This is a genomic window from Arthrobacter terricola (assembly GCF_004354015.1).
GTDB classification, from domain to species: Bacteria; Actinomycetota; Actinomycetes; order Actinomycetales; family Micrococcaceae; genus Arthrobacter; species Arthrobacter terricola.
In genome coordinates, this window is the sequence record NZ_SMRU01000050.1 from 1 (window position 1) to 26,980 (window position 26,980).

Sequence of the window (26,980 nt, forward strand, 5' to 3'; positions counted from 1 at the left end):
TCAGCCCGACGCCAGCAGTACCGGCAATCACCTCCGGGGCAAGCGAAGAACCACCCATCCCGCACAACACAATCCGGGAGACCCCTTCGGCCCGGAACGCGTCCCGCAGCTCCAGGATCCCCCCGACCAGGGCCCGGGAAACGGCAGCCGCCTCCACCCACCCCAAACGGATGGCCGCCTCGGACTCCGCCTCCGGACCCCACAACGAGGCATCCTTCGCGAAAATCCGTGTCGCAACCCGGTCCTCCACAAGTACCCGAACATGCTGCTCGATGGCCTGCTGCGCAGCACCACTGGCGAGGGATGCTCCGGCGGGGAAGGCCGTGCGACGAGGAGGACAATTTCCCGACAATCTCAGCAGTGGCGCTATGCGCATCGTGCTCGCGGTCGCTGTCGGATTCACGTTTCTCCCTTCGGAAAGATCACCTGGCCATGCATTAGCAGGGAGCTCTCTAGCTTGACTGTGCGGAATGGACCAATGCCGTGGTTCTTGCGGCATTGTTCCAGTCAGTATTGATGAGGGGGCAAGTCACGCGTATCCGTAACTATTACGGATTTCTCCACGGGACCGGGCACTGATAGCAGTCGACCGCACCAAACCTCGCGGGAAACCCCACCCGAAATGGCTTGCAACAAATGTTCATTCACTCCGTGGTTGCTCCCGTGGAGAAATCCGTGATTGCCACGGATGTAAGGCTCTTGTGATGCAACCCACACTGAGAGGGCGGTGGTGCACAAGCCCGAATCGATTCCAGGCTTCTTGGGTGCGGTGCCACTCCCGGTCCCAGTGCGCCTTACTTGAGGCAGCAGCCACTAGACGCCGGTCCCTAAGAAACTATTGAAAGGAACGGTCATGACGACTCAAATTACTGACGAAAGTCTCCTTAAGGACGCTCTGTCCCAATTTCCCGCGGGAGTGGTTGCACTCTCTGCGACGGTCCAGGATGAACGCCAGGTCCTCGTTGCATCGTCGTTCTCTGTCGGCATCTCACATGAACCGCCGCTCGTATTGTTTTCGGTTCAAAAATCCTCATCGACGTGGCCCAAAATCAAGGACGCTCCTTTCATCGGCGTATCTGTCATGGGAGAGGATCACCATCCCGTTTGCCGGCAGCTCGCTTCGCGGGATAAGGCCAAACGTTTCAACGGAGTAGAGACAGTGTCCGGCGAGCGGAATGACCTTTACATATCCGGGTCACCGCTTTGGCTGACGTGCTCTATTCACAGGGAAATCGATGCTGGCGACCACATTCTGATTTTGTTGCAGGTCGAAGATTTCCGGTCCCATAGTGTGCATAAGCCGTTGGTGCTCCACCGTTCGACCTTTGGCCGGCTGGATCCCCTCTAATCCCGTCCAGCACATCATGTTGACTGTCCAAGCAACGATGGAAGTTGCCGGTACGAAGACGAGCGCGAAGCAGCTTGACGTTTTGCTCACCTGGAGGGGGAGGGTAGGGCTCTTTAAACGATCGAGACACTCTCTAACGGCTAGTGCGCCGTGGCAGCTACTCTCGTCGCCCCAGCCTGAGCGAACCTCTGAGGATGATGAATTGCTGCATTGCATACAGCTACTTCATGGTGGGACCGGCCTGACAGTTCGTGACATTCTTACGATTCAGGCTGGTCCGACAATCGAGTTGGTCCATGGTTCGCGATGCACTTCCCATTTCGTCTACCAAGTCGAAACCAACCACCGGCGGTTGGCGCTTGGTCCGGGGTATTCGGCGTATCGGTGGGTGAAACGACAGAAGGTCGGACGGTTTGATGGTGGTGTTCACTGGCTTGCCCCGATCTTGGAAGCGGCCACGAGCACTAGTCGCGGACCGGTCCCCGGTGGCGGCGGAACGCCGGACGTTGAAGCCTGAGGCGGACAAGACGCTAAGGCAGCTTCCTCAAAAACGTATAACCCCAAGATGAGATGAAAGTCTCTGCCCGAGTGACTAAGGATCCGAATGACGCTTCAACAAGAAACACTGCCTATCCCACGAAAGCGCTCCAGGACCACATCAATTGCGCTGATCCTGCTGTGCCAAGTCCTGACATTGGCCGTGTGGTTCGCTTCGACTGCGGCTCTGCCCAGTATCGCCACGCTCGAACCGATCTCCGGTCCGCGGATGGCCGCAATGACCAGTATCCTCCAGGTCGGTTTCGTGCTGGGCGCCCTGCTCAGTGCTTTGCTCAATTTGTCGGACAGGTTTGATCCCCGGAATTTTTTTGCCATTTCTGCAGCGGCGGCTGCGGCCACGACGGCAGCCCTGCTTGTGGTCCAACCCGTGGGAAACATGGCGCTGATCCTCCGGTTCGCCACAGGAATTTCCCTGGCGGGCATCTACCCCGTGGGTATGAGGATGGTTGCAAGCTGGGCCAAACATGACCTCGGAAAGCTGGTTGGCCTTTTGGTTGGAGCGCTGACCATTGGGTCCGCCCTTCCCCACCTTTTCACGATTGGCGCAGCATGGGACTGGAAACTGGTTTACGCGGTTTCATCGGTTGCTGCCCTGTCCGCGGCGGGCTTGGTCAAGCTGGTACAGCTGGGGCCGGGATTCACCCGGGCTCAACGCTTTGATCCGCACGTAGCGAAGGCAGCGTGGCTCAAGCGGCCTATTCGCTTGGCCAACATGGGATATCTGGGACACATGTGGGAACTGTACGCAATGTGGGCATGGATCGGCGCGTTCTTCCGCGCATCCTTGCACGCCCGGGGAATCGATCAACCGGGGCTTGCTCCAGCCGCCACCTTCCTCGTCATCGCGGCTGGTGCATTGGGGGCAATGCTCGGCGGACGTTTGGCAGACCGGTACGGTCGTACGGCTGTCACTATCTGGTCCATGGCGATCAGCGGCGCGTGCGCACTTTCGGTGGGGTGGTTGTTTGGCGGTCCACCACTGCTCATACTCGCCGTGGCCGTTGTTTGGGGCATATCGATTATTGCCGATTCTGCCCAGTTCTCAGCATGCGTTGTGGAGCTTTCACCGCCGGAGTCAGTGGGAACCATGCTGACCATCCAAATATGCCTGGGCTTTGCCGTCACGCTCGTCACGATCCAGTCGATGGACTTCGTGGTCAGCAGCTTTGGCTGGGGGATCGGATTCACCATGCTTGCCGCGGGACCACTCTTCGGTTGCTTTGCCATGTGGTTGCTCAGGCGGGACCCGGCGTCGCACACGCTTGCGAATGGCAAGAAGTGAGGCTGCAGATGAGTAGCCAAGCTACGGAACAATTGGAAGTCCGTGTCACTGAAGCAGGCCGGCTGTATGAAGTGCTCGACGACGCAGAAGCCATGCTTCGTCGGGCAGCGACCCCGGAACGGTACGCCGGCATCCTCGTCACCCGACACGAGCCGGGACGCTACACATTCGAACTCAGCGACGCTGTCCCATTCGGAGAGACCCGCGAAAAAGTGCTTTCATAAGGATTACCCCGTGTTCGTTGAACACGGGGTAATCCATGCGGCCGGCGCGCGATCAGGCGACGTCGGCGTCGTCTTGATGGCTGAGTATGTGCCGGATCTTGGCGAGGTCGAGGGACTGGTTGCCCCACTGGACTTCCAGTTCATGCAGTGCACGGCGGCAGTTATCACACACGGCGGATCCCTCCGCTGAGCGGGTTCGGGCAAGGGGCGGGAGTCGTCGTCGACATCGCAATCACGTCGCCCAAGCAATCAGTGCCGGAGGTCCCGCGTACCGGGCAAGCACGTGAAAAAGACCGGCTGTTGGACCGGCGCCAACGGCACCACGAGCCACTTGCCTCCGTAGTATTCCACGTAAGAATCCGCGGGGCATGTTGCATAGGCTTCTTCTCTTGTCATGTCGATCGTCCTTTTCTTGTGTTGGGCTGCCGGAAAGGTTCGCCGCCGGCTCGATGTCTCTTCAGTGTGGGTTGCATCACACAGACTTGCATCCGTAGCGGTCACGGATTTCTCCACGGGAGCAGGCACTTAAAAAGCCCGGAAATTCGCGGCAAATGGCCGACGGCGGCATCGCAGGTTATGTCCGGGTGAAACACCGTGGTGAATTCCGTATTGAGCACGGATGTAGGCCTCTGTCCGCTGAACATAGGTTGGCACTGTGATCGGCGTCATAGGGGCGCTGAAGTGATGAAGGCAGATCATGGACGGCCGAAGGGCGCATCTCTCCGGAAGCGTTGCCCAGGCCCTCGGGACGTGAAATCACTCTTCGCCGATATTTTCCATTCATAGAAAAAGGATGTAAGCATGACAAATCAGCAGGCCTCCAAGAAGCGCATGATCTTGAACGCTTTCGACATGAATTGCGTGGGGCACCAGAATCCGGGAATGTGGGCGCATCCTGATGATCAAACCCACCGCTATAAGGACGTCGACTACTGGACCGACCTGGCAAAGCTCCTTGAACGCGGAGGATTCGATTGCCTCTTTATTGCAGACGTTCTTGGTTTCTACGATGTTTATGGCGGCTCTCGCGACACCGCTCTCCGTACTGCAGCGCAGGCCCCCGTGGGTGACCCCGCCATTCCGGTGGCCGCAATGGCAGCGGTCACTGAAAGGTTGGGCTTCGGTGTGACGAAGTCCTTGACGTACGAGCTTCCGTACTCCTTCGCGAAGACCATGACCACGTTGGACCACATCACAAAGGGCCGGGTTGCATGGAACATCGTGACGTCCTACCAGGCAAGTGCTGCCCGCAATCTCGGGCTCGACAACCAGATCCCGCACGATGAACGCTACGCAGTAGCAGACGAGTTCATGGAGGTTTGCTACAAGCTGTGGGAAGGGTCGTGGGAGGAGGATGCAGTAGTCATTGATAAGGACAAGCGCATCTTCACCGATCCGTCCAAGGTCCACGACATCAACCATGAGGGGAAGTACTACAAGGTACCCGGTGCCCACCTCGGGCAGCCGAGCCCGCAGCGCACTCCCTTCCTGTTCCAAGCCGGAACGTCTTCCAAGGGCATGGAGTTCTCCGGGAAGCATGCCGAAGCAGTTTTCGTCATCGGCACAAGTCCCGAGGAACTCCGGCCGACTGTCGACAAGGTCCGCCAGCAGGCCGCCGCAGCAGGAAGGGACCCGCGGAGTGTGAAGGTCATCGTGATGCTGACCCCGATCACGGCGCCGACCGACGAGGAAGCACAGGCCAAGCTGGAGGATTTCTATCAGTACGCGGACACGGATGCGGCACTGACCCTCTTCGGCGGATGGACCGGTATTGATATGTCGTCGGCTCCGGCAGATCAACCGCTTGAGAGCATTGAAAGCGACGCCATCCGGGCAATGATCGACATGCTGACCCGCGTTGACAGCGAGGTTGTCTGGACCAAGGAACGGCTCGCGAAGTGGCTGTGCATTGGCGGATTCAGTGCCTCAGTCGTTGGATCGCCGGAAACGATCGTTGATGAAATGGAGCGGTGGATGGAAATCGCGGACGTCGACGGTTTCAACCTTGGCCGCGTCATCGCACCCGGGACGATGGAGGACTTCGTCGAACTGGTGGTTCCTGAGCTTCGCAAGCGTGGCCATGTCCCGCAGGACCCGGCTGCGGATGGCGTGATGACACTGCGAGAGCGGCTCACGGGCCAGTCCCGCCTCTCTTCGGAGCACCCGGGCGCCGCGTACAGGATGACTGCCGACGCGGTGATTTCGTGATTGCCGGATCGCTCTTCAGGGGACTCTGCTAATAGCTGCCGGCGGTTACCGGCGTGGGGATCGGTAGCCGCCGGCAGCCCAGGCCCGGCGAACGCACTTAACTCGCCGTGAATGCACCTAGACTATTTTGATCAGATCGAACTGCCCATGACACCGTTGATGGCTCACGGTTGTTGTGGAGTTGGCCTGCCACACTCGGGGGTTCAGAGAGGAATCCATCAATGCCGGCAGATTTTTCGCAAGCGAAGTCCGGGTCGTTTCGTGACAAGGGGATCACCTCCAGGGAATCGGAGGTACTTCAGGCAGTTCTCAACCATCTGGCGAATGCCGAAATTGCCGCAAGCCTGGGTATCAGCGTGCGAACTGTGGAAAGTCATGTCTCGAATCTCTTGACGAAGTTCGATGTCGCTGACCGCGCGGGTCTCGTAGCTGCTGTGCGGGCCCACGACGACGCCGGTCCGGTGCGGATCGAGGCACCGCCCTCATTGCTAAGGATGGCTAACGCCGGTGAATTTGTGGGCAGGTTTCCTGAGCTTCAGCAATTGCACGATGAATGGGGGAAAGTAAAAGGGGGCGCGCAGCGACTTGTATTGGTCTCGGGCGATCCGGGCATCGGAAAGAGCAGGCTGGTTGCTGAGTTCGCCCGTCAAATATCGGACAACGACCATCCATTGGTGATTTACGGACGTTGTGATGAGGACGTCGCAGGACCCTTTGAAGCGGTCGGGCACGCCCTCGCTCCCTATATCCGCGCGTGGGAACCCGGGCGCCTGGCCGGGGAACTTGGCGACCTTGCCGCAGAGTTGGGCAGGATTATTCCAAATTCCGGCATCCCCTTGCCGAGGATTCCCCTTGACGCGACCCGCCCGGATCCAACGATTACCCGGCTGCGGCTGTTCGATGCTGTAACCCGGGTCCTCCGCCATGCTTCCAAATCTTCTGCGATGTTGATCGCCATTGACGACCTCCACTGGGCTCCGGAGCCAACACTTTTGCTGCTCAAGCACCTTATGCAGGTTGAAGTACTTGAGCGTACCCTCATTGTCTGTAGCCTTCGCTCCGGTGAAGTCTCTGACGCCCTGATCGAGTTCATAGGGGACTTGCGGCGCGACGCGACGCCGGTTCAAATCCAGCTGGGCGGACTGCACACCCAGGAAATAGCCCAGTTGTTGGGGTCCGACGTCGGATCGGTTCCGCCACGGGAGGACATTTTTCCTGAAAGCGTGGCCCATGAAATCTTCACTGAAACCCGGGGAAACCCGCTGTATGCCGGAGAGCTGATCCGCAGCCTCGGGGAGGACGGTGGACTGAGGCCGGCAGGCAAGACGGATGTGCCTCACGGAGTCAAGGACATCGTTGCAGCCCGTGTTCGGCGACTTAAGCATGAAACGCAGGCATTGTTGGGGATGGCGGCGGTGTTAGGCCAGGAATTCGAATTGAGCGTTCTGCAGAGAATCGCCGGGATTGATGATCACACGCTTTTGGAAGGCGTGGAGGAAGCGACGCAGGCTCAGCTTTTGTATGACGTCACCGGCATTTCTCCCGGAGCAGTGGAGCGTTTCGAGTTCGTCCACGCAATCGTGCGAAGGGCAATCATCGAGAACATATCGGCGGCACGGGTGCGCCGGATACATGCGGCCGCGGCGTCCGCCCTGGAGCACTTGTTTCCGCATGCCTTGGAAGAGCGGGCAGACGAGATCGCCCGGCACCTGGTCCAAGCAGGCCCGATCACGGATCGCCAGAATATTGTGCGCTACCTGACGATGGCCGGACGGGCCGCACTTAACAGCTCCGCAGCGGAAGAAGGCCTTCGCTACCTCAACCAAGCCATGATGTTCATGGACACGGCACAGGCTTTCGACCGCGCCGAACTGTGGTTCCAGCGTGGATTGGCGTTGCGGACAGTAGGGCGATGGCCGGATTCGGTGGCTTCGCTGCGTAGTGCGGTGGACATCTATGCCGAACTAGGTGACGTCAACGCAATTTCACGTACGTGCAGTGCCGCAAGCCACACGATGTTCTGGTTTTTCCGGATGCATGAGGCAACCGATCTGGCCCTTTATGGCCTCAAGATGCTTGGCAGCTATAACGGCTCTGAACGGGGAAGGCTGCTTGGCGCGTTGTCTTTTGTCCACGCCTGGAGTGGCGAGTACGAATCCAGCGCGGCCAATATCCACGAAGAATTGGATATTGCGTCCCGCCTGGAAGACACGGAACTTCGAGGGCATGGCTTGGCCATGCGCACTATGCAGCTGCCGGCTTTCCTGGAACACCGGGAAGCGGTCTCGGCGGGCTATGAGGCACTGGAGATACTGCGCCATTCAGACGATGCCTGGACTTTGACAAGCATGCTCGGGTTCTTGAACTACGCCCTTGTTGGCCTGGGCCGGCTCGATGAAGCCCGCGCGGTCGGCGCCGAACTTGCTCCCATTGCCGTTCGTGTGGGCAATTATGCCGCCCAACAGCAGCACACGCGCATGAACGCGATGATTGACTTCTTCCAGGTCGGAAGCCCGGTCGCCCTTGAGAAATTTGCGCGAAGGGATTTCTCGTTCTGTCACGCCGTCGGACTTGCAACCCTTGAGCATTCGCTTGCTTGGCTTGGATTGGCCAAATTCCTGGCCGGCGAATGGGAGGAAGCCAAGGATGCCTATTCAGCGGCGCTCGATGAGGAGGCAAAGACGGCCATGGTCGGATGGGGTTGGTCGGCCCTGTTCGAGGTGCTCGCCTACATGGGCGACTCGCAAGCAGCCATTGCGTTGTTTGCGGAACATCGAAACACCCTTCCAACGCCGGGCCAAGCCAACACCTGCGGTTCATGGGTCGCGGCGCTCACGGCTGTTGAAGGTTTAGTGGTTTTGGGAGAGATGGAGCAAGCTGGGGAATTGCTGCCGGCCATTGAAGAATGCATCGAACGCACCGGTGTTGTCTGCGTCGAATTCCGGGGCGGCCGGTTGCTGAAGCGTTCAGCCGCAATTGCCGCCGCCGCTGCAGGAGATTGGCTCCGGGCAGAACGGTACTTCCGCGAGGCCCTTCAGGATGCAGAGAGCATTCCCCATGTTGTGGAACGCGCCCACACCTTGAGGTTCCACGGGAAAATGCTCCTTCAATCAGGAGGCAAAGCATCGTCCGAACGCGCGTTGAAGTACCTGCATGAGGCGCGTGCCGCATATATGGAATTGGCAATGCCCCGCCACGTTGCTATCTGCGACGTGGAAATGCAGGTACCACGGACTTCGAATAAGGCCGCGGGGTCGGTCGAAGGCATGCCTTTCAAGATTTCCCGATAATTCAGAATCCCGCGATCAAGCTGACGCCAGCTTGCCAATCCAGGAGAATCACGTGAAAAGAGACCCATTGCAATCGAACGCACCCGCGCGGACTTTGCCGTTTTCGAAGCGACAAGACCGTGACTTCTTCCAGGTCACGGGCATGGTAGACCACGGAGACCATCGTGGACGGCTTCTCGGATTTCCAACGGCGAATATCGCTATCCCCGAAAACGACGTTCTCAAGGGCGTATGGGCCGGTACCGTCCATATCGGCCCGCTGTTTCGCCGTTCGCTCTACGTTGCTGCCGTGTCCGTCGGCGACCGCCCTACCTACTATTCCCAGGGTCACCGTCTGCTTGAGGCCAACCTTCTGGACTTCACCGGTGACCTCTACGGGAAGACAGTCGTGGTGACGTTGCGGAGCCTCATTCGTCCTCAGCGGAAGTTCTCCGGCACGGACGAACTTGTGGACCAGATCCAGGACGACGTATCGCGAGTGCGGAAATGGGCCCTGGAAGCAGGACTCGGCGGATACCTCGGGGAAGTCCAGGAGTTGGAGTTGTCGAAGTCCCACGGCGCCCGCCGGCCCTAGTCCGTTCGGGCGCCAGGCGCCGTCAAGATCAATCGTCGATTGCGCCGAGGTCCATTGTGTAGCAGACGGCAGTGCCGTCTAATACCACTGTGCCGTCGTCCCGGACAACCCAGGTCCGGAGCTTGGTGATCGGTTTGTCTTCGCGGGTTTCCGTGACTTCGACGTGTCCGGTGATGACATCCCCGGGGCGCACGGGCGCCTTGAAATCCCAATTGACGTTCAGGAATACCGTGCCAGGGCCGGGCAGCTTCTCCGCGACGACGGCGTTCAAAATGGCGCTTGTGACTCCGCCTTGCACCACGATCCCGCCAAAGCGCGAGGCTTGTGCCGATTTCAAGTCGTAGTGAATTGGATTGCGGTCACCGCTGATTTCTGTGAATAGCTCGATGTCCCGTTCGGTAATGTTCCGGGATAGCTGGGCGGTTTGTCCGACTACAACTCGCGTGCGGTTCATGGCTGGGCTTTCTGGTAGCACGGGGGGCGCGGCTGACACGGGCCGAGTGTGTTAACAGAATTGCGGTTGTCAACACCGAGGTCAATCCGTGCCAGCCTCCGTGGAGAAATCCGTAATGGCCACGGATGCTCATTATTTGTGACCTAATCCACACTGAGAAAGAGGTTGTCGTCCATCCGGAACCCTCCCTCGATCTTTTTCGTAACCCCTGTTTTCCCCACAACGCAGTTCCCTTTATGGAAAGGAACAAACCCTGCCATGCCCAGTACGTCTGTTATTGAGGACCTCCCCTTTGCCGTCACTTCCCAAGAGCTTGAAACGCCGTCCGGCCCCCTCGCGGGCACGCCCGGCATAGTCGGAATACCTATGGCCGTGGCCGGGGCGTTCGGTCTTGGCCTGGTCAACACCGGCTTTGTTCCAGCTAGTGCAGCCGCAGTCGCTCTACCGACGGCGGTCGCCGCCTCTGCGGTCGGCCTGCTGTTGGCAACGGTCTGGGCGTGCGCGCTCGGCCAGAATGCTTCGGCCGGTGTTTTCGCGCTGTTCTTCGGCTTCTTTGCCAGCTACTCTGCCTTGTCACTCGGACTTATCAACGGTTGGTACGGCATTTCCGCCGAACAAGCCGTGAATGCGCAATCGCTTTGGTTGATTTGTTGGCTCTTCGCGTTCTCCTTGCTCACGCTTGTGACGCTGCGTCTCCCGTGGACTTCTACGCTCATGCTTGTGTTCGTTGATGCCGCACTCCTGTTGCTGCTTATCGGTACCGTAGAAAACAATGCGAGCATGACCAATCTCGGGGGCTGGTTTACGTTCGCATTCGTCGCCGTGGCCGTTTACCTCTATATCGATGTCATGTGGAGCCAGACCGGCGGCCGAGGATTGCCGCTTGGGAAACCACTCGTGCGCTGACTGGACGTGGCGAGGCCGGCGGCGGGAAATTCTACTCAAGGCCTCGCCTAATCAGGCTTCCGGGCGTAATTTTGCCTTGTGCTCACTGGTGTGATCATCGTCACTTTTTGAACGCAATCCATAGGAGGTCATGACCATGTCCGTCATCATCACAACCAAGGTGTCCGGTGATACAAACGCATTCACCAAAGCGCTCGAGGAACGTGCGGACGAGTTCCGCGCATGGGGCGAGCGCGGCAAGGCCGCAGGCGCTCTCCATCATCAGTTCGCGATCGGAGACGGGTTTGTCTTGGTGGTTGACGAATGGGAGTCGGTGGACGCGTTCCAGAACTTCTTCGGTGATTCCGAGATCCAGGCATTTATCGGCTCTGTCGGCGGGGACCCAAACGTGGCCCCCGTGGCGACGGTAGGGGAGTCCGTCGACTCTTCGGACAAGTTCTAGCGGGAGCTTCTCAAGTTCCGACCCCCGCAAAGTACTAAGTCTGCTTGGTATCTACGCCGTCCGAGGGCTACGGTGGTGATAAGGCCACGCCAGCAAGACGACAGCAGCGACGACGGGCTGCACGGCGGCGCGGAATCCTGAGCGGAATCCTGACCGCACTCTGAGGAGAGAAGGCTCCGCATGGCCCACCCCGAACGGGCCATGCGGAGCCTTCTACGTTTCGTGGCTAGTGGGGATGTCGTGCGAAGCGGCCCAATCGCCCACGTCACGGCGTTCAATTGCTGCCGCCATGAGCTCCGGGAACAAGTCGGGGGTGCAGGCGAAAGCGGGGACTCCGACGCCGGCAAGGGCCGCGGCGTGGTTTGAATCGAACGTGGGGTGGCCATTGTCGCTCAATGCCAACAGCGCGATCATGGTTGCCCCCGATCCAACTATCGTGGCGGCTCGCCGAAGCATCTCTTCAGCTATGCCGCCCTCGTAAAGGTCGCTGATCAGGACGAGGATCGTCTCGCCCGGCCGGGTGATCTGCTCCTGGCAGTAGGCGAGCGCCCGGTTGATGTCGGTGCCTCCGCCGAGTTGAACGCCAAACAATACATCCACGGGATCGTCCAGGTCCTCGGTCAGGTCAACCACTTCGGTGTCGAAAACCACCAGGCGGGTGCGCACGGACTTCAGTGAACTGAGCACTGCGCCGAAGACGCTGGAGTACACGACTGATTCGGCCATCGAGCCTGATTGGTCAATGCAGAGGATGATTTCGCGCTGGATTTCGGTGCTGCGCCGGGCGTACCCGACCAGCCGCTCGGGGACCACCGTGCGATAGTCCGGTTGGTAATGCTTGAGGTTGGCGGCGATGGTCTTGTTCCAGTCGATGTCCCGATGCCGCGGCCTCCGGGTCCGCGCCGCCCGGTCCAATGCTCCGGACACGGCTTGGATTGTCTTGGCCCTCAGGCGGTCCTCAAGCTGGCGGGTCACCTCGCGGACCACTGCCCTGGCACTCTCTCGTGATTGTTCCGGGATCACCCGGCCGAGTCCGATGAGCGTGCTCACGAGGCCGATATCGGGCTGGACGGTGCGAAGCATCTCCGGTTCCAGAAGCAGGTGCCGCAAGCCCAGCCGATCCATGGCGTCGGCCTGCATTACTTGCACCACCGACGACGGGAAGTACCCTCGGATGTCGCCGAGCCACCGCGCCACCCGGGGACTGGAAGCGCCCAGGCCGCCGGGCCCTTTTCGCGGCGCGTCGTAAAGGTCTTCCAGCGTCTTGTCGCGTCGGGCGTCCGCAGCGGAGAGCTGCACGCCCGTGCCGTCGCCCCTTGTGATGCCGTCGGCGTCGTCCCCGCCGAGTACCAACCTCCAGCGGGCGAGCCGGTCACGTGCTTCGGGGTCCGCGTCCGTCACGCGAGCACCTCCCATCCGAGATAGCGGGCCATGGTTCGAAGCGCCGGCCCGGCGGCGGTGAGGTCCGCGGTTGGTTCGGCGGCCTGGGTGATGTCTGCCGCACGGCTGACCTGTTCGCCGATTTCCCGGCGTTCCGCGCGGCTGAAGGCTGAAAACGTCCTGCGCAAGAGCGGCAGGACGTCGTCGAACGCGTCGTCCTGGACCCCGGCGAGCCAGCCATCGACGATCTGAAGAAGGTGATGGTCGTGGATCAGGAGGACCGCGTCCCCGGACAGGAGTCCCTCAAGCCAGGCCGCGGCCTGCGGCGCGGGCGTGGCGACCGAAAGCCGGCGGCTAAGCCGTTCTGCGACGTCGTTCCTTTCCACCAGGCCCGCATCAAGTAGCAGCCTTGTTGCGCGGCCGGCGACGGAACCGTGCAGCCGGTCCGAGCGTGCGACGGCGGCGAGGGCCTGGTGCCAGTCGTCCAGCGGCAATTCGGGCAACAGGGACAGGCCGTGTTGGGCCGAATCGATGGCGCGTCGCATGGCGAGCGCGGCATCGTCATCCAGTCCGGCGCAGGCGACCGGGAGGCCCACGCTTGCCCGTACCACGGTGGCGTCCAGAATCTTGCGCACGTCCGTAACATCGACCCCGCGGACGTTTCCGTACCTGCAGGTTTGGGCGAGCGGAGCAATTGTCTTGAGCAAAGCCGGGATGTCTTGCTGGACCGCGGTGCGCTGCGCAAGGGCGCCAGTCACTGCGCTGATTCCCTCCGGCAAATCTGCGAGAAGGCACAGGGCGAGCAGTTCGCTGAGTTCGGCCAGGTCCGCTGCTTTCCCGGCACGGTCGGACACGCATGCCGCAGCTGCTGACGCAATCGTCGTGCCGTAGCGGCTGGCCTCCACGATGGCCACGGCGAGTTCCGGCCTCCATTGCAGCGCCCAGGCTTCCTTGAAGGTGCCGGTAGTGCGGCCAGTGTCCTGGGGTGTGCCCCAGTCCACGCCGAGCAGTGAGAGCCTGTGTAACAAGACGGAACGGGCCAGCTGGCTTGGTTTGCGCAGGTCGATCGCCACGATTTCTTCCATCGCGCTTGCTTTCAACCGCAGCTTGCGGTGTGCCGCGGTGATGTCCGCGGCGAGCGGCACTGTCGGTGCTGAATCGGGGACGTTTCCCAGCCCCGGTCCAACAGTGAGTTCGCGGTACACGAGCTCCAAAGGCAATGGTGAACCGTCACACAGCACGGCCTGTGCGGCGTCGTCCAATTCCGCCAGTCCGGGGCTCGGCCGTCCGCGTACTGCGGCGAGGGCGTCCGCCATCCGGTTGGCCTCCACCACCGAGGCCGTGGAAGCGTCGAAGTCTTCCTTGCGTAGGGCGTGGGCTACCCGGACGAGCCACGTTGTGGATACATCCACAGTTTCGTCTTGCGCGGACCAGTGGGCGAAAAGGTGTTCGTACCAGCCGGGAGCGGTGACACCAGCCCCGTAACCGCTCCGTCGGCTCAAGCGGTCGGATGTCCACGGTACCCAGGTCACCGCGACCTTGGCTTTCGGTAAATTGGCGAGAAGCCTGTTGTCTGCGGAGGCGGGTGGAAAGGCTTCGGGCATCAGGGCGGGGGCATGGTAAGCGCCGCAGACAACCGCGATCCGCTCGCGTCCTTCCCTGATGACGGAGCGCAGGATTCGCCGCATCGCCGCTTCCCGGCGCTGGTTCTCGATGACGTCAGGGTGGGTGGCGGGCCTTTCGTCGACGGCGCGGATTTCGGCGATGGCCTCGGCGACGGCGGCAAACCGGTCGAGCGGTCCGGCGTTCCGGTGTTCGACGGCGTCTTCCCACCAGCGCTCGGGGTCGCTGTATCCAGCGGCTTCCGCAAGGAGGGCGATCGCGTCCGGGCGATACGGTTCGGCCGGCGACCCGCCCGGCCCGGCGGCGGGCGACTGGCCAGCGTCGGCCGGCCCACCGCCGTCGTCACTCGACGGCGGCAAGGAAGACGGCGACCCAGCAGAGGACGGCTCCGCATCCACCGCCTCTTCAGCCTCGTTTTCGGTCCGGAGCGCGAACGCGTTCGCCGCCGGGAGGTCGATCGCCCGCACTTCGGCGCCGACCGAAAGCGCCCAGCGGATCGCCACCCACTCAGGTGAGAAGCTTGCCATGGGGTAGAAGGAGGCAAGCCGGGGTTGGTCGACGGCGTAAATCAAGCCGGCCACGGGCGGCTGCATTTCGGGGTCAACAACGAAGGGTAGGACCTGGTCGAGTTCCGGCGGACCTTCGACGAGCACCGTGTCCGGCCGGAGGACCGCCAGGGCTTCAGCGACTGAACGCGCCGATCCGGGTCCGTGGTGCCGGATTCCGAGGACATGGACCTCTGCCATTGCTCAGTTCAACACCTCAAGGTCGCGGCAAGCCCGGTAGAGGTCTTTCCACTCGGGCCGGTTCCGGACCACGGTTTCCAGGTATTCCTGCCAGATCACGCGGTCCTGGACGGGGTCTTTGATCACAGCCCCAACCAGGCTTGCGGCGACGTCGTTGGCCCGTACGGTACCGTCGCCGAAGTGGGCGGCGAGTGAAAGTCCGTTCGTCATGACCGATATTGCTTCTGCCGTGGACAGGGTGGCCGACGGCGACTTCAAGGTAGCCCGCCGGTCTTCGGTGACACCTGCGCGAAGTTCCCGCATGACGGTCACCACGCGGCGGATCTCGGAGAGGGCCGCCAGATCTGCGGGAAGCTCCAAAGCAGCGCCAAGGCTTCGGACCCGGGTGGCGACGATCTCCACTTCCTGGTCGAGGCTGTCCGGGAGCGGCAGCACCACCGTGTTGAAGCGTCGCCTCAACGCGGAGGAGAGATCGTTGACGCCCTTGTCGCGGTTGTTGGCGGTTGCGATGACGTTGAAGCCCTTGCGGGCCTGGATTTCCGCGTTCAGCTCGGGAATGGGCAGGTTCTTTTCGCTGAGGATCGTGATGAGGGAATCCTGCACGTCTGACGGGATTCGGGTGAGCTCCTCGACGCGGACCAGGCTGCCCTCTTCCATGGCCCGCATGACCGGACCGGCAACGAGCGCCGCCCGGGATGGGCCGTCGGCGAGCAATCGGGCGTAGTTCCAGCCGTACCGCAGTGCCTCTTCCGGCGTTCCGGCGGTTCCCTGCACCACCAAGGTGGACGATCCTGAGATGGCGGCGGCAAGGTGTTCGCTGAGCCACGTCTTGGCCGTTCCCGGAACACCGAGTAAGAGGAGCGCACGGTCGGTGGCGAGTGACGCAACGGCGATTTCGACCAGTCGTGCCGAGCCCAGGTACTTCGGACTGATCGAGGTCCCGTCCGGGAGGGTGCCGCCGAGGACGTACGTGGTCACGGCCCACGGCGACAGCTTCCAGCTGGGTGGCCGGGGCCGGTCGTCGACGGCGGCGAGGGCCTCCAGTTCTTCGGCGTAGGCGTCTTCGGCATGTGCGCGAAGGACCGTAGCGGTGTCTTGGGCATCGGTCATCGGAAAGCCTCCGTCAGGGATTGTCGGAACGATTGGTATTGGACAACGTCGCTGAGCAATCGACGACGTGCGGCGTCTTCGGATTTCTCAAGCCGACGGCACTTCTCCGCAACATCCTGCGGCAGGGCCATAGGCAGGACGGCTGACAGCATCGCCGCGAGCGGGCTGCCTTCCTTGGCACTGACGCGCTCCAGCACGGCATCGGCCAACCCGGAACCCCACGGCCGGGGGAGTTCGCCCAGTAGGGGTACGAGCAGCGACGGCTGGACGGATCCGGCACGGAGATAGCGTTCGAGCACATTTTCACGCTCGTCGCGTGGCAGCAGACCCAGGAGCCGCACGTCTTTTCGGCTCTCAAGCAGGGCACGCACCCACTCAAGATCGCCGCGGGACGCAGCAATGGCAGCTATCAGATCGACGACGCGCTCTTCTCCGGCAAGTTGAGTGAGGGTTGCCGCTGGGCCCTGGCCGCTCGCCGTCGTCCACACGTCCAACGGCGCACCGCGGATGATCGCGTGCAGCCGTTCGAGCCGGTTCGGCTCTCCCGCGCGCGGATCCGGTGCGATCCCGTCACGAAGTCCCGAGGCGTCCGGCGCGGGCGGCAGGTCAATGTCGATTTTCTTGCGCAGGAAGCCTTTCGAATGAAGCAACGGCTGCAAGCGGGTGGCCATGCGGCGGGCGCGGGCGCTTTCCGGGAGCCGGTCGAGGAGGTCCGTGGCAGCCTCCCGCACGCCTTTCGCTTTGTCGTCCAGGGCCCTCTCGAGCAATCCCTCATCATCGCTGTGGAGTTTCGTGGAGAGGGTGGCCAGGTGGGCCGCGCGTTCGCGTGCGCCGAGGCTTTCCCAGTGCAGGCCCAGCTCCTCGAGCGCGGTAGCGGGGTCGCTGAACCGAAGGCGGGCAAATTCAGTCAGGGCCTCCGCACCCGCCAGTTCAGCCCAGTGCCTGATGCGCGGGGAAGGCGGGGCCGAATCGGCGCGCCCCAGGTCTTGGAGCCACCGACCGCGGACTCCGATCGCCGGATGCAAATGCTCGCCGATGGCAGGTTTTGTTTTCGCGAGGGATAGGAGAGCCGGCAGCAGCCTGTGCGGAACCCTTCGTCCGGATGCTTCGGCGAGGTGCAGCCAGTCCGTCACGAGCTGGTTTCGAAGTTCCGTGCCGACCGGAGGTTGGTTGAGAAGGAGGTCGAGCAGCCGGGCCGCCTCGCTGGACGCTTCCGGGGTCTCGTCCACGGATGCGGGCACCGGCGCGGCTGCTTCCGTTCCGACCAGGTGCCTGGCCGCGCGGGTGGCGACGTCAGCCAAGGCTGCTTGATCCAGCAGGAGCTCTTCGGGGGCTGTCCTTCGGGTGGCCGGAACCCAAGGCTTTCGGGTGCAGGCGGTACGGCGTGCCGGGCCGTGCCTATGAGAGCCGAGGTCCGGATTTCGGCCAACCAGCTCATGGAATCACCACCGCGTGGTCGACGACGACGGACAGGGGCCGCACACGTCCGTCCTCGAGTTCTCCGAACACGTCAACAGGATGGCCGCCCGTGAGCGCCAGAAGCGAGTCCAAGGGCGCGTCGACGAGGGGGAGTGAGTTCCCGGATCCGTCCAACAACCAGCCGGAGCCTTCGGGGCAGACACGGACGCCGCCCAGCAGCACCGGGTGGCGTTCGCGCCACGGAGAGAGGGCCACGGCGGCCGATTCCGTTTCCAAAGCTTCGGAGATTGTGCCCGCTTCGCCGAAACTTGTGGCCATGCCCCGAGGTGCAAGAGACGAGGTGAACATCGCGCGTCGGGGTTCGGAGCCGGGGTACCGCGCCACGGTTGCGTCCACGAGTGCTCCCGCCAATTGCGGCGTCGCGAGCGCCTCGCCGCGCGCTGCGAAATCGAGGACGACGACGACCGTTCCGTCGGGCGCGCGGAGCCACGTTCGCTGTTGTTGGATTCGCCCGTCATCACCCCGGTGGGCGCCAAGTACGAGCCAGGGACCGGCCAGCGCTTCTGTGTCCTGGACCTCGGACGAGGGAACTGCCCAGCCAATCGCTATCCGGAGGTCGGCGAGTTCGTCAGGAGCCAACTGTCCGCGGATTCCCCAGGCCTTGGTCAGGGACCACCAGCGTCCTGCGCGCAAGAGCAGATGCTCGGCCCAATCGGCGCGGGCGTGAATGTCCGAACCCATCGCCCGGACCTGCTCCGCCAGACCGGGAAGCTGGGCATCTACCAAGCGCGCTGCCACGCCGTCCCACCAGGAATAGGGCTGGCTCCGTGCGGCGGCGAGTCCAGTCCGCACCAAGTCCGTCAACCAGCGCGCAAAATCGGCGATTCCAGCGTCCATGAGTTCCATACGCTGGGCGAGGCGCTTGGCCTGGGCCGCGGGGTCTACTGACCGCTCGGATTGCCGTTGCCCCCGTGCTGTGGCGCGGTCGGCCCGTTGTTCCGCCCATTCCCGGGCAAAGTCCGCGGCGTCCGTGCCGGCGTCGGCTGCCTCGCCGCGCGCCCACATAAGGAGCAGCGCAAGCGCGTGCTTGCAAGGGAATTTCCGGCTGGGGCACGTGCACCTATACGCGGGTGTGTTGACGTCAACGCTCACTTGGTAGGGGGTTTTACCGCTGCCTTGGCATTTGCCCCATACGAGGACATCGTTGCTGCCGGTTTCCGACCATGGCCCCGGCCGGGCCAGCCTCCGCGCCGCTGTGAGCGAAGATTCGTCGGGCGCGGCGGCGGCGACCCTCGCTTCGTTCCAACGCCCCATGGTGGATATTCTGCCTGATGCCCTCAATCGGGCGCTGGTAACTGTGCGGGCGGCGTGGCGCACGGCAGACGGTCCGCCGCCCCGCGCCGCCCGCGGCGCGGCTCCTAGCCCCCGACGAGCGTGGCGAGTTCGGCCATGGCGGCGCCAAAGACGTCCACCAATTCGGTGTCCTGGTCTCCGTCGAGCCAAGCCCCGACCGCAATCCGCATCCCCATGACGCAACTTTCCGCGACCAGGGTGGACGCCATTTTGTCCGCCCCGCGCTCCTGCAGTTCCGCAGCGATGGCATCGACCAGTTCGCCGTGCTTTGCAAGGTCCCGTTCCCGGAGGTCTGCACTTCCGGAGACTACCTCGCGGCGGAGTTTTGCGTGTGCCCGGCTTTGTTGAATGAGGCGGCACCGTTCTTCGACGGCCAAGCGGGTTGCTTGGATGGCGGTAGCTTCCGGCGGCGCCTGCCGGATGTTTGAAGCGAATTCCAGCGCGACTTGCTCCATTCCGTGGAACGGCACTTCCCGTTTGTCCGAAAAGAGGCGGAAGAAGGACCGTTCATGCATCCCGGCGCGCCGGGCGATCTCTGCACCGGTGGTGCGTTCATATCCTTGCTCGGCATAAAGCTCGAATGCGGCCTGCGCGAGGCGTCCCCGCGCGTCCGGCTGGGTGGGTTCCGCCGTTGTCCCGGAGTTGATCGCCGCCGGGCACGAGGTAGTTGGCCTGGCCCGTTCCGACGCTTCGGCACTCAAGCTTGAAGCCGCGGGTGCCTCAACGGTGCGGGGAGGGCTCGATGACCTGAAGGTGCTCCAGGATGCCGGCCGATCCGCAGACGCCGTGGTGCATCTTGCGTTTCGCCATGACTTCTCCGACTTCGCCGCGGCTGTGGCGGGCGACGCGGAAGTGGTGGCCGCTATCGGCGAGGGGTTGAAGGGGACCGGCAAAGCTTTCGTTGTCACTTCCGGCACGCCATCGGTGCCGGGCCGGTTTGCGACGGAACAGGATAAGGCAGCCGCGGACAGCATGGCTGGCGGGCGTGAAGCGGTTTCGGACGCCGTGCTTGCTCTGGCCGGCCAAGGGGTGCGGGCCTCGGTGGTACGTCTGCCGCGATCGGTGCACGGCGACGGGGACGCGCACGGCTTCGTCGCTAGGCTGGCCGGCATCGCCGTCGAAAACGGAGTGGCCGGATACGTCGGTGACGGCAGCGCCCGCTGGCCCGCGGTGCATGTCCGCGACGCCGCGCACCTCTACCGGCTCGCCGTCGAATCGGCGCCTGCCGGTTCGGTGTTGCACGCAGTCGGTGATGCCGGCATACCGTTGCGGGAAATCGCCGAAGCGCTCGGCCGCAGCCTGGGCTTGCCCGCCGGGCCTGTCGACGCCGGATCGCTGGGATTCCTTGGAGCCCTCGCCTCGATCGACCAGCCCGCGACGGCTGCGCTCACTCACTCGATACTTGGATGGGAACCGCGGCACACCGGTCTGATCGCCGATATCGACGCAGGGTTCTATCGCTCCTGAACCCGGAGGGCGGTGCCTAACGCTAGGAAGCAGCGCGGGTCAAACCTGGGCGGCAAGGTCATGGCTCGTCAGGCTCAGGTAGACCGTTCCCTCTTCGACCCGCGTGATCGCATCGGCAGCTGCGTACCAGCCGCTGGTCCAGAAACCATGAGTATCGATCTTGATGTACCCCGCGTGGAACAGCCGGCGTGCCATCACTTCAGGGACTTTCGGCTCCTTGCCGAAGATGGAGCTTAGTCCGAGGCGGATCAAGTCTTGCTCCGAGGCGGTGACGGATTCTTCGTACAGTTCCGCCTTTTCGTTCGGCGGAACGATTTTTTCGACGGTGCCGATTTCCTTCCCGGCCAGATCAACAACCCGCATTCCCTTTGACACGGATTCCAATACGTCCATGATCGTCTCCTCACTCCGCCGGCGAGGGCGCTACTTCAGGTGCCGTGCCGGACGATTTCATTACGGCACCGTTGGGGCCGACGGTCAAGAGGCCAATTTGCCCGTTCCAACCGCGGCGCGGCCGGAGCTACGCCGACGACGGCACCTCAAGCCTGCGGCAGGACCCGGGCGTTGGCCGTGGAGTGATGGGCGTCGCCGTCGGCGTGGACGGCGGAAGAGATGGCCTCGACAACAGCAAGCTGGCCCGTGGTGTCGGGGACGCCCGGGAACTGCACCTGGGGCGCTTCTTCGGTTGCTTCAGCCGGGACTTTTCCTGATTTCATGCGCAGGAGGGCTACCAGGGAAATGAGGAACCACGCGATGTTGGTCACCACGGACGGCCACGCCCCGTGGACGGAGCCATTGACGATAAATGCGCACGCACCCACCAGGTTCGCCGCTTGGAAGCGCCGGCCGGTCTTCAACCAGCCCATGGAGACGGCCAGATACGCGGCCAGGATGAGGACGGCACCGAACCATCCGGCGATTTCCCATAGAACATCCATGGTTGCCTTTCAAAAGCGGGGCACGACATGCAAGCACTGTGCGGGGGGAAGATATATCTAATATATTAGTTGCGATAGAGGGTAGTTGTTGCCCTGCCCGCAGTCATTCTCGTCACACAGACACTTGTTGCGTGGCCCACTTGTTGCGTGGCGCTCACCACCCGCTGCGGGTCGGTGTATGTCCGGTCCTGGCGTCGTCCGGCATTGCCATTTCGGCCCTCAGCCCCAGGAGGCGGATGGGTCGGTCTGCTTCGATTGCGGCCGCGAGGTCCAAGGTCCGGGCGAGGATGGTTTCCGGGTCGAAAGTCTCCGGAATTTTCCTCGCATGCGTCTTGGTGACAAATGGTGCGTACCGGACCTTGAGGGTCAACCCGACCACCGGCCGGCCCTCGGCGGCCACGTCTTCGAGGACCCGCGCCGTCAGTTCCCTGACGGCGTTGTCCACTTCAGCGGGTTCCACCAGGTCGCGCTGGAACGTGGTCTCGCGGCTGTGTCCGTGCGGAATCCACGGTGTGTCGTCCACTTCGCGGGCGCCGTCCCCTCGTCCGAGTTGCGCGTACCAAGGTCCCATTTTGGGCCCGAATTCCGGGACAAGCTCCTGGGGATCGACGGCGGCGAGTTCGGCCACCGTGGTGATGCCGAGCTTTGCAAGCCGCGCTGAAATCCGGGCCCCGACGCCCCACAGTTCCTTGGTGGGACGATCGCCCATCACATCAAGCCAGTTGTCCGAAGTAAGGCGGAAGACTCCGGCCGGCTTGCCGAAGCCGGTAGCCACCTTGGCACGGACCAGGGTGTCGCCGATCCCCACGCTGCAATGAAGTTGCGTTCGCTCCAGGACCGCGGCCTGCAGTTGCCGGGCATAGGCTTCCGGAGACTCCGTTTCGACGCCCACAAAGGCCTCATCCCAGCCCAGAACCTGCACGACGGCGCCCGGCTGCTCGCGCAGGGCGGCCATTACCGTCTCGGACGCCACTAGGTAGGCCTCGTGGTCGACGGGAAGGATCACGGCGTCGGGTACTTTCCGGGCCGCAATGCGCAGGGGCATTCCGGATCCCACCCCGAAAGCCCTGGCCTCGTAGGATGCGGTGGACACCACCGCCCGTTCCGTCGGATCGCCACGGCCTCCAACGATGATGGGTTTGCCCGCGAGCTCCGGGCGCCTGAGCACTTCGACAGCAGCGATGAACTGATCGAGATCGACGTGCAGCACCCACCTGATTCCGCTCACGGCACCAGTGTGCCCGAAAGTTGCCTTCCAAGCATCAGTCTTCCGCAGCGTACGGCGGCCGGGAACCCGCCGTCGTACTCCGACGCGCCGTCCTGATTTCACCTTCCGGACAACTTGGCGGGGGCTTTGGACCCCTACGATAAGGCTCGTCAATTGTTCCTATGAAGGAGATCCATTGTCATACCAGCAGCAACAAGCTACCCAGACTGGTGGCACCGTTCCGCTGTGGGCGCCGTACTACGGTGCTCCCATCGGTGAGGCAGCTCGCCGGTTCTTCAAGAAGTACGCCACGTTCACCGGCCGGGCCAGCCGCAGCGAATACTGGTGGTGGGTGCTCATCTCTACAGTCGTGAGCCTCGTACTCAACATCATCATGTCTGTTGCCGGCTCTGCCGGTGCTACCGTCAGCGATTCGGGCGCCATGGTTCCGGGTCCCGGTGCCGTGATCGGCGTCGTACTTCTTGTCATCTGGGGCCTGGCAATCATCGTTCCGTCCATCGCCCTCACGGTCCGCCGCCTGCACGACGTGAACTTCAGCGGTTGGATGGTCCTCATCGGCCTTGTCCCGGTCCTCGGGGGACTGGCCCTGCTCATCTTCACGATCCTTCCGTCGAAGCCGGAAGGGCAGCGTTTCGACGTTCCCGCCTGATAAGTGGATACGCAGTAGCAACAAAGGGTCGCCGGCAGCTTGCCGGCGACCCTTTGTTGTCGACTGATGTTTCCGAAGAATCCGGGTTAGCGGACTCGGCTGCTCGAATGGGGCGCGTATTCGGCTGCGCGGTCCTGTGCCCGCGCGGTTGCGTCGAGGGCTTGCAGGGCCTGGGCATTGTTGGCGGCGTCCGCGAGATCGTAGCGGAGCGGTGTGCCGTTGAGGGCACTGTCGGCGAAGTGCTCGCCCATCCGCACGAAGTGGTTTTCGCCCTTGACCTGGTGGTAAACCGAGTCCTGTCCGAAGTGGTGTTCTTCCAGGACTGAATCTTCTTCGAGCAGGCTGAACGGATTCCCGAGGTAAAGCCGGCCCTCGGTTCCCGTGACCTCAAGGAAGTTGCGGCGCTCAAGGTTCACGCCGGTGTCAAAGAGCGCTGTTGAACCTCCCGGGAAGCGAAGCATGCCTGCAATGCTGGTGTCGATCCGTCCTTCATCCTTGGCATCGCGGTAGTTGCCGAAGGCTGCAACATGCTCCGGCTCCTCCGACGTGACCATGCGGGACACGTTGACGCAGTAGCAGCCGGTGTCGAAAAGCGCCCCGCCGCCGAGGCCGGTGTACCAGCGGATATTGTCGTCCCCGCCCGCATCGAAGGAATGGGCGACGTGGATGAACTTCAAGGCGCCCACTGCGTTCGCCGCCAGCAGTTCCTGAAGCTTCTCGAAGCGCGGGTGGAAGCGGTACATGAAGCCTTCGAGGACTTTCAGGCCGGTCTCGTCAGCCTTGCGCGCGATCGTTTCGCACTCGGACGCGCTCATTGCCAGCGGCTTTTCGCAGAGCACGTGCTTGCCCGCGTCCAATGACTTCAGGATCCACTCGAGGTGCAGGGTGTTGGGCAGGGGTATGTAGACGGCGTCGATGTCCGGAGAGGCAAGCAGCGCCTCATAGGAACCAAATGCCTGCGGGATGCCGTGCTTGCCGGCGTACTCCCGGGCCTTCTCTTCGGTGCGGGAGGCGATGCCCACCACTTCGCCGTTCCTCGTTGCCTGCAACGCCGGAATTGTCTTGCGGACGATACGGGCGCTGCCCAGGATGCCCCAGCGCAATTTTTCGCTCATCAAACTCTCCTTCTGCAATCAATCCTGCCGAGAAGTGTACTAACGGGCGGCCGGGGTGGCTCCTACCCGAATGGAAGGCTGGGCGCTTATGCGCTCGCGGGCACCTTTCCGGTTTCGACCGGGGCATCCGCGCTCAGGCCCCATTCAGCCCAGGACCCGTCGTATACACGAACCTGCTTATGCCCGAGGATCTCGGTCAGGACATACCAAGCAGTGGCTGCGCGGCCTCCGACCGTGCAATAGGTGATGAGCTCGTCCTCTTCCTCAAGTTCCGGCACGGGCATCGCTTTGAGCAGTTCCTCAACCGGGAGGAAGGCACCCCGTGCATCGTAAAGCTGGCCGAACGGCCGGTGTACCGCCGTCGGGATGTGGCCAGCGCGACCACCTGGCTGCATTCCGCCGGAGGGCCAGAACCGCTCACCGACGAACTCGGCCTCGGAGCGGACATCGAGGACCGTGGTTCCGGCGCGGCCTATGATCTCGCGCACCGCCGGCAGGTCGGCGAACAGTTCTGCGTCGCGTTCGGCCAAAGGCGGGATTTCCGTCTGCTGCTGGACGGTCTCCGCGCTGCAGGATAGCCTTCGGCGCGCCAGGCGTCGCGTGAGCAGTTCAGGATTCGGACCTTGGCATGCCCGTAAAGCTTCAGCAGCCAGTATCCGAACGCCGGAGCGTATCCGTAACACACCACCGTGGTGTCCGGCCCGATGCCGGAACGAGCTAACAGCCGTTCGAATGCAAGTTTGCCGACCGGACGATACCGCTCGTCCTTGAGGTCGGCGTAGATGTTCCAGAGCGCCGCTCCGTCAATATGCCACTGATTGTAGGCAGCCGTCGAAACGTCAATTTCAACGGCGCGGACCGTGGGATCGTCAAGATGATTTGCCAGCCAGATGGGTTCGATGAGCATGTCCTCATTCTGCGCGGGCATCATTGGCCCCGGCTTGGCTCCACATTGGCGGTACCTTGGCGTATTCATGGCGTTAACGGTGCCGTCTATTCCACTTCGATCCACCCCAGCAAATCCTCGGGGCTGACCGACCGCAACAAGGCCGGATGGTCACTCGCGATATGGCTGCGGATAGCCCCCACCACGTCCTCGTCGGTTTCTCCGCGGACAACGAATCCACACTCGCAACGGATGAGCTTCGCCATGATGGACCTCCCAAACGTGGTGGCGCCTCCTCGGAATGACGAAGCCCCATGCGATCATGGTGTCATGTCGGTGCAGCCAGGCCTGCGTCTCCAGATCTGCGGGCCGCTGGTCGTGGAAAAGGACGGGCTCCGGCTCGACCACCTGCTGCCCGGACGCCAAGGACGCCTCCTGTTCACCTACCTGGTGGTGAACCGCCATCGCCAAGTTCCCCGCGATGAACTCGCCGAAGCGCTGTGGCGCTCACCCGAACCGGCCGCCACCGACGCCCGACTCAATCCGCTCCTCTCGAAGTTGCGCCACATCTTCGGTTCCGACGCCGTGAACGGACGCGTCACCGTGCAGCTGCACCTTCCGGGAGCCTGGATCGACCTCGAAGCCGCGGTCGAGGCTATCCATCGGGCCGAATCGGCCGTCGCCCAACAAGACTGGGCACGCGCCTGGGGGCCGGTACTGCTCGCGCTGTTTGTCGCCGAACGCGGCTTCCTGCCAGGTGAAGACGCAGAATGGATCGACCAGACGAGAAACCAGCTCCGCGAAATCCACCTGCGCGCCTTGGAATCCTATGCTGCCGCCGAACTCGGCATCGGTGGCGCCGAGGTCGCCGGAGCCGTCCGCGCCGGGCGTCGGCTGATCGCGTTGGATCCCTTGCGCGAGAGCGGGCACCGCTACCTGATGCAGGCGCTCGCAGCCCAGGAAAACGTGGCCGAGGCCCTCGCCGTCTACAGTCGCCTGTCCACCCTTCTTCGCGAACAACTCGGGGTCTCGCCCAGCCCGGCCACGCGCGCTCTTTACCAAAGGCTCCTCGGCGGGATGTGAGCCTTGCGGATCGCACGGCAAGCGCATTCCAAATGTTACATGCAGGTTTCCAGCATGTTTCAGGGATGTAAACTACTTTGGTAATTCAGGCCCTCAATTTCTCATGAAATTATCCCTGAATACCTCGTGCTGGAGAATTCCCTGACGTACATTTGTTGTGGAAGGAATGCAGGTAACTGGGATCACAAAGCCAGGACTTGGCAGTTCTGACATTGGAAACCAGCCCGCTCACCGGGCCAATTGTGAAAGGAACGACGATGACACGCGAAGAAGCATTCGCACGGTGCACCCCGGACTCGTATGTCGAGTTCTACGGCGGCCGGTGGATCGTAGTGCCGTTCGCCCAAGTGGAGCAGCCGCTGTTCTTTGTCTGCTCTCCAAGGGCCCTCCGCAGCAGTCTCTAGTGTCGCGTGTCGTTAATAGCTAGACGTTTGGGTGTTTGGGAGGATTGGTTATGGCCAATCGTCCTGCTGCTGCCCTGGGTCTTCGTGATGGTGATTTTGAGGCGTTGAATCGTCTGTCCAGGTCCTCGGCGGGACGGGCGGGACTCGCCCAGCGGGCGCGGATCGTGCTGCTGGCCGCGGAGGGGCTGTCGAACACCGTGATCGCCGAGCGTGTCGGGGCGACACGGACGACGGTCATAGGGTGGCGCAGCCGGTACGAGTCCGCAGGGATTGCCGGGCTGCATGATCAGGAC

General features: G+C 62.5%; 27 protein-coding genes and 1 pseudogene. 13 read left to right on the forward strand and 15 right to left on the reverse strand.

Features of this window, described 5'->3' with window-relative positions; genetic code table 11:
• Window positions 1–403: pseudogene (locus E1809_RS24600) on the reverse strand (hypothetical protein); the annotation flags it as partial.
• A 450-nt stretch (window positions 404–853) separates the two neighbouring features.
• On the opposite strand from E1809_RS24600, the gene E1809_RS24605 reads away from it, so the two are divergent.
• The 6 genes from E1809_RS24605 (at window position 854) to E1809_RS24630 (ending at window position 9,484) form a co-directional block, all read left to right on the forward strand.
• Window positions 854–1,348, forward strand: coding sequence for a flavin reductase family protein (locus E1809_RS24605; RefSeq protein ID WP_133206864.1), 495 nt, complete (start codon window positions 854–856; stop codon window positions 1,346–1,348).
• A gap of 604 nt (window positions 1,349–1,952) precedes the next feature.
• Window positions 1,953–3,188 carry an MFS transporter gene (locus tag E1809_RS24610; protein WP_133206865.1) on the forward strand — a complete coding sequence of 412 codons (1,236 nt, stop codon included), beginning with the start codon at window positions 1,953–1,955 and terminating at the stop codon, window positions 3,186–3,188.
• An 8-nt stretch (window positions 3,189–3,196) separates the two neighbouring features.
• Window positions 3,197–3,412, forward strand: a complete 216-nt coding sequence (locus tag E1809_RS24615) for a hypothetical protein (RefSeq protein WP_133206866.1) — start codon at window positions 3,197–3,199, stop codon at window positions 3,410–3,412.
• Window positions 3,413–4,213: 801 nt separating this feature from the next.
• Window positions 4,214–5,620: an LLM class flavin-dependent oxidoreductase gene (locus E1809_RS24620; RefSeq protein ID WP_133206867.1), complete on the forward strand. Its 1,407-nt coding sequence runs from the start codon at window positions 4,214–4,216 to the stop codon at window positions 5,618–5,620.
• A gap of 221 nt (window positions 5,621–5,841) precedes the next feature.
• Window positions 5,842–8,910 carry an ATP-binding protein gene (locus tag E1809_RS24625; protein WP_133206868.1) on the forward strand — a complete coding sequence of 1,023 codons (3,069 nt, stop codon included), beginning with the start codon at window positions 5,842–5,844 and terminating at the stop codon, window positions 8,908–8,910.
• 52 nt (window positions 8,911–8,962) lie between these two features.
• Window positions 8,963–9,484: a riboflavin kinase gene (locus tag E1809_RS24630; RefSeq protein WP_165962492.1), complete on the forward strand. Its 522-nt coding sequence runs from the start codon at window positions 8,963–8,965 to the stop codon at window positions 9,482–9,484.
• A gap of 28 nt (window positions 9,485–9,512) precedes the next feature.
• On the opposite strand, the gene E1809_RS24635 is transcribed toward E1809_RS24630, so the two are convergent.
• Window positions 9,513–9,938 (reverse strand): MaoC family dehydratase, encoded by a 426-nt coding sequence (locus tag E1809_RS24635; RefSeq protein WP_133206870.1) that lies wholly within the window; start codon window positions 9,936–9,938, stop codon window positions 9,513–9,515.
• Window positions 9,939–10,196: 258 nt separating this feature from the next.
• Between E1809_RS24635 and E1809_RS24640 the strand changes: the two genes are divergently transcribed.
• The gene (locus E1809_RS24640) at window positions 10,197–10,844 is read left to right on the forward strand and encodes a GPR1/FUN34/YaaH family transporter (protein ID WP_133206871.1); all 648 of its coding nucleotides are present in this window, start codon (window positions 10,197–10,199) and stop codon (window positions 10,842–10,844) included.
• 130 nt (window positions 10,845–10,974) lie between these two features.
• Entirely contained in the window at window positions 10,975–11,286 is a 312-nt protein-coding gene (locus E1809_RS24645) for a hypothetical protein (protein ID WP_133206872.1), read from the forward strand.
• Window positions 11,287–11,499: 213 nt separating this feature from the next.
• On the opposite strand, the gene E1809_RS24650 is transcribed toward E1809_RS24645, so the two are convergent.
• From E1809_RS24650 to E1809_RS24675, 6 genes are all read right to left on the reverse strand, one after another.
• Entirely contained in the window at window positions 11,500–12,687 is a 1,188-nt protein-coding gene (locus E1809_RS24650) for a VWA domain-containing protein (RefSeq protein ID WP_235835765.1), read from the reverse strand.
• Window positions 12,684–15,035, reverse strand: a complete 2,352-nt coding sequence (locus E1809_RS24655; protein ID WP_133206874.1) for a DUF5682 family protein — start codon at window positions 15,033–15,035, stop codon at window positions 12,684–12,686. The genes E1809_RS24650 and E1809_RS24655 overlap by 4 nt, the downstream gene beginning before the upstream one ends.
• A gap of 3 nt (window positions 15,036–15,038) precedes the next feature.
• Entirely contained in the window at window positions 15,039–16,145 is a 1,107-nt protein-coding gene (locus E1809_RS24660) for an ATP-binding protein (protein ID WP_133206875.1), read from the reverse strand.
• Entirely contained in the window at window positions 16,142–17,578 is a 1,437-nt protein-coding gene (locus E1809_RS24665) for a DUF5691 domain-containing protein (protein WP_456236607.1), read from the reverse strand. Before E1809_RS24665 ends, E1809_RS24660 begins: the two co-directional genes overlap by 4 nt.
• A gap of 1 nt (window position 17,579) precedes the next feature.
• A complete protein-coding gene (locus tag E1809_RS24670; RefSeq protein WP_133206876.1) occupies window positions 17,580–18,878 on the reverse strand; it encodes an SWIM zinc finger family protein in 1,299 nt (432 codons plus the stop codon).
• Window positions 18,879–18,982: 104 nt separating this feature from the next.
• Window positions 18,983–19,618 (reverse strand): TetR/AcrR family transcriptional regulator, encoded by a 636-nt coding sequence (locus E1809_RS24675; RefSeq protein WP_133206877.1) that lies wholly within the window; start codon window positions 19,616–19,618, stop codon window positions 18,983–18,985.
• Between E1809_RS24675 and E1809_RS24680 the strand changes: the two genes are divergently transcribed.
• Entirely contained in the window at window positions 19,536–20,384 is an 849-nt protein-coding gene (locus E1809_RS24680) for an SDR family oxidoreductase (protein ID WP_133206878.1), read from the forward strand. The two genes, E1809_RS24675 and E1809_RS24680, sit on opposite strands and share 83 nt — an antisense overlap.
• 39 nt (window positions 20,385–20,423) lie before the next feature.
• Here the strand turns inward: E1809_RS24680 and E1809_RS24685 are convergent, their stop codons facing one another.
• The 3 genes from E1809_RS24685 to E1809_RS24695 form a co-directional block, all read right to left on the reverse strand.
• Window positions 20,424–20,777 (reverse strand): hypothetical protein, encoded by a 354-nt coding sequence (locus E1809_RS24685; protein WP_133206879.1) that lies wholly within the window; start codon window positions 20,775–20,777, stop codon window positions 20,424–20,426.
• Between the two features lie 146 nt (window positions 20,778–20,923).
• Window positions 20,924–21,322, reverse strand: a complete 399-nt coding sequence (locus E1809_RS24690) for a CBU_0592 family membrane protein (RefSeq protein ID WP_133206880.1) — start codon at window positions 21,320–21,322, stop codon at window positions 20,924–20,926.
• 154 nt (window positions 21,323–21,476) lie between these two features.
• Complete coding sequence (locus E1809_RS24695; RefSeq protein ID WP_456236606.1) at window positions 21,477–22,550, reverse strand: DNA polymerase IV; 1,074 nt, start codon at window positions 22,548–22,550, stop codon at window positions 21,477–21,479.
• Window positions 22,551–22,725: 175 nt separating this feature from the next.
• Here E1809_RS24695 and E1809_RS24700 point away from each other — a divergent pair, with 175 nt between their 5' ends.
• Window positions 22,726–23,199 (forward strand): DUF805 domain-containing protein, encoded by a 474-nt coding sequence (locus E1809_RS24700; protein WP_133206881.1) that lies wholly within the window; start codon window positions 22,726–22,728, stop codon window positions 23,197–23,199.
• An 86-nt stretch (window positions 23,200–23,285) separates the two neighbouring features.
• Here E1809_RS24700 and E1809_RS24705 read toward each other — a convergent pair whose 3' ends face one another.
• From E1809_RS24705 to E1809_RS24720, 4 genes are all read right to left on the reverse strand, one after another.
• Complete coding sequence (locus tag E1809_RS24705) at window positions 23,286–24,314, reverse strand: Gfo/Idh/MocA family protein (RefSeq protein ID WP_133206882.1); 1,029 nt, start codon at window positions 24,312–24,314, stop codon at window positions 23,286–23,288.
• An 86-nt stretch (window positions 24,315–24,400) separates the two neighbouring features.
• Window positions 24,401–24,802 (reverse strand): sulfurtransferase, encoded by a 402-nt coding sequence (locus E1809_RS24710; protein ID WP_165962493.1) that lies wholly within the window; start codon window positions 24,800–24,802, stop codon window positions 24,401–24,403.
• Window positions 24,787–25,221: a sulfurtransferase gene (locus tag E1809_RS24715; protein ID WP_165962494.1), complete on the reverse strand. Its 435-nt coding sequence runs from the start codon at window positions 25,219–25,221 to the stop codon at window positions 24,787–24,789. The genes E1809_RS24710 and E1809_RS24715 overlap by 16 nt, the downstream gene beginning before the upstream one ends.
• A gap of 86 nt (window positions 25,222–25,307) precedes the next feature.
• Window positions 25,308–25,466 (reverse strand): DUF1059 domain-containing protein, encoded by a 159-nt coding sequence (locus E1809_RS24720; RefSeq protein WP_133206885.1) that lies wholly within the window; start codon window positions 25,464–25,466, stop codon window positions 25,308–25,310.
• Window positions 25,467–25,530: 64 nt separating this feature from the next.
• On the opposite strand from E1809_RS24720, the gene E1809_RS24725 reads away from it, so the two are divergent.
• The 3 genes from E1809_RS24725 to E1809_RS24730 all read left to right on the forward strand — a co-directional run.
• Window positions 25,531–26,283 carry an AfsR/SARP family transcriptional regulator gene (locus tag E1809_RS24725; RefSeq protein ID WP_205754326.1) on the forward strand — a complete coding sequence of 251 codons (753 nt, stop codon included), beginning with the start codon at window positions 25,531–25,533 and terminating at the stop codon, window positions 26,281–26,283.
• A gap of 257 nt (window positions 26,284–26,540) precedes the next feature.
• On the forward strand, window positions 26,541–26,687 hold the full coding sequence (locus E1809_RS26915) for a hypothetical protein (RefSeq protein WP_165962495.1): 147 nt from the start codon (window positions 26,541–26,543) through the stop codon (window positions 26,685–26,687).
• A 50-nt stretch (window positions 26,688–26,737) separates the two neighbouring features.
• Window positions 26,738–26,980: helix-turn-helix domain-containing protein (locus E1809_RS24730; RefSeq protein ID WP_133204173.1), on the forward strand; the 243-nt coding region annotated here is incomplete at its 3' end.

Excerpts from the sequence above, each read along its gene's own strand:
- E1809_RS24690 (WP_133206880.1), bottom strand. The coding sequence starts at position 21,322 with ATGGATGTTCTATGGGAAATCGCCGGATGGTTCGGTGCCGTCCTCATC.
- E1809_RS24725 (WP_205754326.1), top strand. The coding sequence starts at position 25,531 with ATGTCGGTGCAGCCAGGCCTGCGTCTCCAGATCTGCGGGCCGCTGGTC.
- E1809_RS24670 (WP_133206876.1), bottom strand. The coding sequence starts at position 18,878 with ATGGGGCGTTGGAACGAAGCGAGGGTCGCCGCCGCCGCGCCCGACGAA.
- E1809_RS24620 (WP_133206867.1), top strand. The coding sequence starts at position 4,214 with ATGACAAATCAGCAGGCCTCCAAGAAGCGCATGATCTTGAACGCTTTC.
- E1809_RS24605 (WP_133206864.1), top strand. The coding sequence starts at position 854 with ATGACGACTCAAATTACTGACGAAAGTCTCCTTAAGGACGCTCTGTCC.
- E1809_RS24640 (WP_133206871.1), top strand. The coding sequence starts at position 10,197 with ATGCCCAGTACGTCTGTTATTGAGGACCTCCCCTTTGCCGTCACTTCC.
- E1809_RS24625 (WP_133206868.1), top strand. The coding sequence starts at position 5,842 with ATGCCGGCAGATTTTTCGCAAGCGAAGTCCGGGTCGTTTCGTGACAAG.
- E1809_RS24635 (WP_133206870.1), bottom strand. The coding sequence starts at position 9,938 with ATGAACCGCACGCGAGTTGTAGTCGGACAAACCGCCCAGCTATCCCGG.
- E1809_RS24720 (WP_133206885.1), bottom strand. The coding sequence starts at position 25,466 with ATGGCGAAGCTCATCCGTTGCGAGTGTGGATTCGTTGTCCGCGGAGAA.
- E1809_RS24660 (WP_133206875.1), bottom strand. The coding sequence starts at position 16,145 with ATGACCGATGCCCAAGACACCGCTACGGTCCTTCGCGCACATGCCGAA.
- E1809_RS24645 (WP_133206872.1), top strand. The coding sequence starts at position 10,975 with ATGACCATGTCCGTCATCATCACAACCAAGGTGTCCGGTGATACAAAC.
- E1809_RS24685 (WP_133206879.1), bottom strand. The coding sequence starts at position 20,777 with ATGGACGTATTGGAATCCGTGTCAAAGGGAATGCGGGTTGTTGATCTG.
- E1809_RS24655 (WP_133206874.1), bottom strand. The coding sequence starts at position 15,035 with ATGGCAGAGGTCCATGTCCTCGGAATCCGGCACCACGGACCCGGATCG.
- E1809_RS24610 (WP_133206865.1), top strand. The coding sequence starts at position 1,953 with ATGACGCTTCAACAAGAAACACTGCCTATCCCACGAAAGCGCTCCAGG.
- E1809_RS26915 (WP_165962495.1), top strand. The coding sequence starts at position 26,541 with ATGACACGCGAAGAAGCATTCGCACGGTGCACCCCGGACTCGTATGTC.
- E1809_RS24615 (WP_133206866.1), top strand. The coding sequence starts at position 3,197 with ATGAGTAGCCAAGCTACGGAACAATTGGAAGTCCGTGTCACTGAAGCA.
- E1809_RS24715 (WP_165962494.1), bottom strand. The coding sequence starts at position 25,221 with ATGCTCATCGAACCCATCTGGCTGGCAAATCATCTTGACGATCCCACG.
- E1809_RS24705 (WP_133206882.1), bottom strand. The coding sequence starts at position 24,314 with ATGAGCGAAAAATTGCGCTGGGGCATCCTGGGCAGCGCCCGTATCGTC.